This is a genomic window from Albidovulum sediminicola, assembly GCF_025751575.1.
GTDB classification, from domain to species: Bacteria; Pseudomonadota; Alphaproteobacteria; order Rhodobacterales; family Rhodobacteraceae; genus Albidovulum; species Albidovulum sediminicola.
The window spans coordinates 1-4643 of the sequence record NZ_JAOWLA010000042.1 but is presented as its reverse complement, the minus strand read 5'-3'; the positions used below and the strand labels follow the sequence as shown (position 1 = coordinate 4643).

The window sequence follows — 4643 nt, the reverse complement described above, 5'->3', positions numbered from 1 at the left end:
AACTCAACTACGTGCGATTCAACCACCGGATCTTCATTCGGGGCGACGGGGCGGTCGACGACTTCGACCTCTCCGGTACTGTCTTCCAATAACCGGGGCGACAAGAGCCACGGATCAGGTGGAGAGGTGATCCTGCACAGCGTAGATCGAACTCTCCACCGAACGCCCTGCATCGACAACAGGAGAAGTCCGATGAGGAAACTAAATCTAAAGACCTTGGCCGCGACGCTTGCCGTCGCCGTGAGCGTCGCCCTGCCGGCGGCGGCTCAGGAGGCCGATGGGCCGATCCTGTTCACTAATGTGAACGTCTTTGACGGCGTCAACGAAGCCCTGATCATGAATGCCAATGTCGTGGTGACAGGCAACAAGATCACCGCGGTGTCAACCGAACCACTTGCTGTCGCGGGTGGCACGGTGATCGACGGAGGCGGGCGCACGCTGATGCCAGGGCTGATCGACGCCCATTGGCACTCGTTGTTTGCGACGCTTTCTGTGGCTGAGTTGATGACAAATGATCTGGCCTACATGAGTTTTAAAGGGGCTATAGCGAACGAGGGCGCCTTAATGAGAGGGTTTACCACTGTTCGCGATATTGGTGGAAATGTCTTTTCAATCAAGAAGGCGACTGATGAAGGGCTTATAAACGGACCACGCATCTACCCTTCTGGGGCGGTAATTTCCCAGACTTCGGGTCATGGGGACTATCGTGCACCTTTGGCTGTGCCCGAGAATCCTGGACAACCTCTGGATTATCTTCAGCAAGCAGGTATAGTGATAATAGCGGACGGGGTGCCCGAGGTAATTAAGCGGTCGCGAGAAATCTTGCGCCAAGGCGCGTCCCAGCTCAAAGTGATGGCCGGCGGCGGGGTGTCATCAGACTTCGACCCGTTAGATGTAACCCAATACACGTTTGCTGAAATGAGCGCCCTCGTGGAGGTCGCCAACACCTGGAATACCTACATCGCGGTACATGCCTTTACGGACACGACCGTCAAACAGGCCTTGGAAGCAGGTGTGAAGAGCATTGAGCATGGACACCTTTTGGGTGAAGACGTAATCAAACTCTTGGCTGAAAAAGGTGCATGGCTCAGCATGCAACCCATTCTCGATGATGAGGATGCCATTCCCTTTCCTGAGGGCTCGCTCAATAGAGCAAAATTTGTAACTGTGACTGCGGGCACAGACATCGTTTACGGATATGCCAAGAAACACGGCGCAAAAATCGCCTGGGGTACAGACGTGCTTTTCGATGCGGGACTTGCGGCAAAACAAGGCAAGTTATTGGCCAAGATGAAGCGCTGGTTCACGCCCTTTGAAGTGCTGAAAATGGCAACACACGACAATGCCCAGTTATTAAAGCTGTCCGGTCCACGCGACCCCTATCCGGGGGAGCTAGGGGTAGTGAAGGCGGGCGCATTGGCTGACTTGATTCTAGTAGAAGGAAATCTGCTCGAAAATATCGACCTGGTTGCCGATCCGCGGAAGAACTTCGTCCTGATCATGAAGGACGGCGTAATCTACAAGAATACCATCGATTAACCTTTTGCTGCTGGCGTTCAGCCAAAAATGCCCGCAACATTTCTTTTGGACACTGGAAGAGCGAGACGAAACATGAAACGTAGAACATTCATGCACTAACAATCAAACTGGATCAGTCAGGTAAGGCCGCTCAGCGGCGGCAGAACTTATAGGACATCTTTAATGATGATAAAGAAAGTACTGCGTGCCGGTGTCGTCTCAGCGTTGCTTCTGTCGTCGGGAAGCAGCGCGGCACTAGCGCAAGTATCATTGCTCGAGCGCGAACTCGCGAACCCTCAGGCTGCGGCAAAGGCCGATCTGGGTTTTCGCCGAGGCTCCGTCATTGTCGCGCCGATCCCTTTCTCCAACCCCATGATCGGAAGCGGACTTACCCTCGGGGCTGGCTATCTTTTTACATTGCCGGGGTCGAAACCGTCCGGCGCGGGTCTCGCCAAACTCAAGTCGAGCAATGGCAGCGAAGGGCTCGGCGGCGGCTTCAGCCTGAGTTTTGCCGACGGCGGCTGGTCTGTGAGCCTGTTTGCCGCTGAGGCGACTCTGTTTTACGACTTTCCGCTCGGAAGTTCAGTTAACATTCCGATCAAACAGACGGGCGAAGCCTATGCTCTCCGGGTCGACCGCGGCATCTCTGAGTCCCTATCCGCAGGCGTATCGTTCACCTATCTGGATTCGACGATCGGAATAGACTCGCCCGGCCTTGGAGTCTTGCCGCCAATCCTCAGGCCGGATGCCGACTTGTCCTTGGGAAAGGTTGGCCTGGACGTCACGTTCGACACGCGGGACGACACATTCTATCCAACCGAAGGGACCTTGGTCGCCGCATCTCTCTCCTATGGTGTAGAAGTCGACTCGATTTTCGGCGGCAATTTCAAAGTGCTCGATCGCAGTTACACAAAGGGTTTGCTTTCCGCCGCACATTACCGGGAGGTTGGGGAAAGCGGTGTCCTGGCCGCAAAGGCCTCGCTCTGCGGATTAGCATATTCCGCACCGTTCTTCGATGCATGCGGCGTCGGTCTGGCCAACGGGTTGCGGGGTTTCGGCGCGCTTGACGATCTCGAGCCATGGTCCGCGGCGGTTCAGGCCGAGTATCGCGGACGCCTGTCCAACCGCTTCGGTTACGTTGTTTTTGCGGGCTTCGGCGGCGGCGGAGAGTCACTCGGGAGCATGTCGTTCGACAGCGGCGGCTTTGCTGCCGGCGTCGGATTGCGCGTTCGCGTGTCCCGGAAGTTCGGCCTCGACTATGCCATCGATTACGCGCGGAACGACGACCAGGAGGACTTCCTCTACGTCACATTGGGCCAGCGCTTTTGATCGCGGGGATCAGGATCTGCGCATCCGGCACAAAGTTCGGCACGGCTCACGGCGAATGCAAAACAATGATGCGGACGCCAGAAACGAACACGCTTGAAGGGATAGAGAAATGACACAAACACCCATCAACGGTAGCGGTTTTCCGACGAAAGTTCATCGCCGCGGCTTTATCGCACTTGTCGCGGCTTTTCCGTTCGCGGCGCGTGCAGATCCCTCGTTGGGCGAGGGTTGGATCCTGCTTGGAGAGAGCCGGGTCAACCTTGTCAAGAATTTCAGCATCGTTCCTGTCACGCTGGCAAGGGGCCTCTTTACGGGCCTTGTCGTCGAAGCTGTCGACAAGCCGGTCTTCATCGAAAGCATAGAGGTGACGTTCACCAACGGCGAAACGTCCGAGCTTCGCGTCCGGTCGATCATTTCGGCTGGAAGCCGGACCCGCAAGATGCTCCTGCCCGGTCTGGTGCGCGGCATTCGGGTCGTGAAGATCATCTACAAACGCGTTCCGACAGGTGGCACCGCTACGGTCCGAATTCACGGACGACGCAGCGGCGCATGATGGAGTATGGTCAACGCGCCGTTAGGAGGGAATGATGTTGTCGTTTGCACTCACCGTATTGAGGTTGATCAAAGCCGTCGTGCGTTCATGGCAGGTTCCGACGTTTCGAGCGACACTTGCATTGGCAGCGGTTATCCTGCTGTCTGGGACGGTTTTTTACCGAGGTGTCGAGGGCTGGTCATGGGTCGACTCGCTCTATTTTAGTGCCACAACCATTTCGACCGTCGGACTTGGCGACCTTTCACCCCAGACTGAAATCGGCAAACTGTTCACCGTTGTTTACATCTTTGTCGGCGTTGGCGTCTTCGTCGCACTCTTCACGCAACTCGCGCGCGCCCTGCTGAGTAAAGAACTCGATCGGGAGACCTGACTGGAACAAAGAAGCTGGCGCGATGGATCAGTCGACTTTGTGTTTTTCAGATGTCACCTATCGACGGCTTCGCATTCGGCCCGTGTGGCGTGGGGGTCTTGTCAGAGGGAATCCCGTTGAGCGTGGCAGGGTGGTCTCGTAGCGTCTTGAGATGACGAAGGACGCCCCATTCAAGTACTTCCGGACCAGCCCGGAAATCATCCGCCTGGCGGTCATGATGTATGTCCGGTTCCCTCTATCGCTCCGCAACGTCGAAGACCTGTTGCACGAACGCGGTATCGAGATCAGCCACGAATCCGTCCGCTTCTGGTGGAACCGCTTTGGCCCTATGTTCGCTTCCGAAATCCGTGCGCGACGGGCCGAACGCCTGCGATCCGGGCCCCAATGGCGTTGGCATCTCGACGAGGTTTTCGTGAAGATCAATGGCGAACGTCACTACCTCTGGCGCGCAGTCGATCACGAAGGTGAAGTGCTCGAGAGCTTCGTGACGAAGACGCGGGACAAGAATGGAATGCCCCCTCTGAAGTGGTCCACCAACCGGGGTAGATATGCCCCTCGACATGGAGGACCAGGAGATGGCTGTGAAGCGAGAGAAGCCTGAGGACATCGTCATGAAGCTGCGGCAAGTTGAGGTGCTGCAGGGTCAGGGCATGAGCGTTGCGGAGGCAGTTCGCCAGATCGGGGTGACGCAGCAGACATATTACCGTTGGCGTCGGCAATACGGCGGCATGAGCCGGGATCAGCTGTGGACTTGCCCGGAAAATGTGGAGAGCACCAACTGAGGAACCAGGAGGTGTTCTATGGGAAACGGAAACAGGCCGACGCCGGAGTTTCGTCGTGAAGCGGTTCGGTTGGCACTGACCAGCGGCCGGA

At 56.7% G+C, this 4643-nt stretch carries 4 protein-coding genes and 2 pseudogenes; all 6 read left to right on the top strand.

All coding sequences use genetic code 11. From position 1 onward, the window contains the following. The first annotated feature begins 192 nt into the window (after positions 1–192). A complete protein-coding gene (locus OE647_RS19840; RefSeq protein ID WP_263723502.1) occupies positions 193–1539 on the top strand; it encodes a metal-dependent hydrolase family protein in 1347 nt (448 codons plus the stop codon). A 162-nt stretch (positions 1540–1701) separates the two neighbouring features. After that, on the top strand, positions 1702–2847 hold the full coding sequence (locus OE647_RS19835; protein ID WP_263723501.1) for an outer membrane protein assembly factor: 1146 nt from the start codon (positions 1702–1704) through the stop codon (positions 2845–2847). Between the two features lie 109 nt (positions 2848–2956). Beyond that, a complete protein-coding gene (locus OE647_RS19830; RefSeq protein WP_263723500.1) occupies positions 2957–3400 on the top strand; it encodes a hypothetical protein in 444 nt (147 codons plus the stop codon). A gap of 34 nt (positions 3401–3434) precedes the next feature. Further along, positions 3435–3770 (top strand): potassium channel family protein, encoded by a 336-nt coding sequence (locus OE647_RS19825; protein WP_263723499.1) that lies wholly within the window; start codon positions 3435–3437, stop codon positions 3768–3770. A 151-nt stretch (positions 3771–3921) separates the two neighbouring features. Next, positions 3922–4275: pseudogene (locus OE647_RS19820) on the top strand (IS6 family transposase); the annotation flags it as partial. Positions 4276–4345: 70 nt separating this feature from the next. After that, positions 4346–4516 (top strand): annotated as a pseudogene (locus OE647_RS19815) (transposase); the annotation flags it as partial. Positions 4517–4643: the final 127 nt, after the last annotated feature.

Excerpts from the sequence above, each read along its gene's own strand:
- OE647_RS19835 (WP_263723501.1), top strand. The coding sequence starts at position 1,702 with ATGATGATAAAGAAAGTACTGCGTGCCGGTGTCGTCTCAGCGTTGCTT.
- OE647_RS19825 (WP_263723499.1), top strand. The coding sequence starts at position 3,435 with ATGTTGTCGTTTGCACTCACCGTATTGAGGTTGATCAAAGCCGTCGTG.
- OE647_RS19840 (WP_263723502.1), top strand. The coding sequence starts at position 193 with ATGAGGAAACTAAATCTAAAGACCTTGGCCGCGACGCTTGCCGTCGCC.
- OE647_RS19830 (WP_263723500.1), top strand. The coding sequence starts at position 2,957 with ATGACACAAACACCCATCAACGGTAGCGGTTTTCCGACGAAAGTTCAT.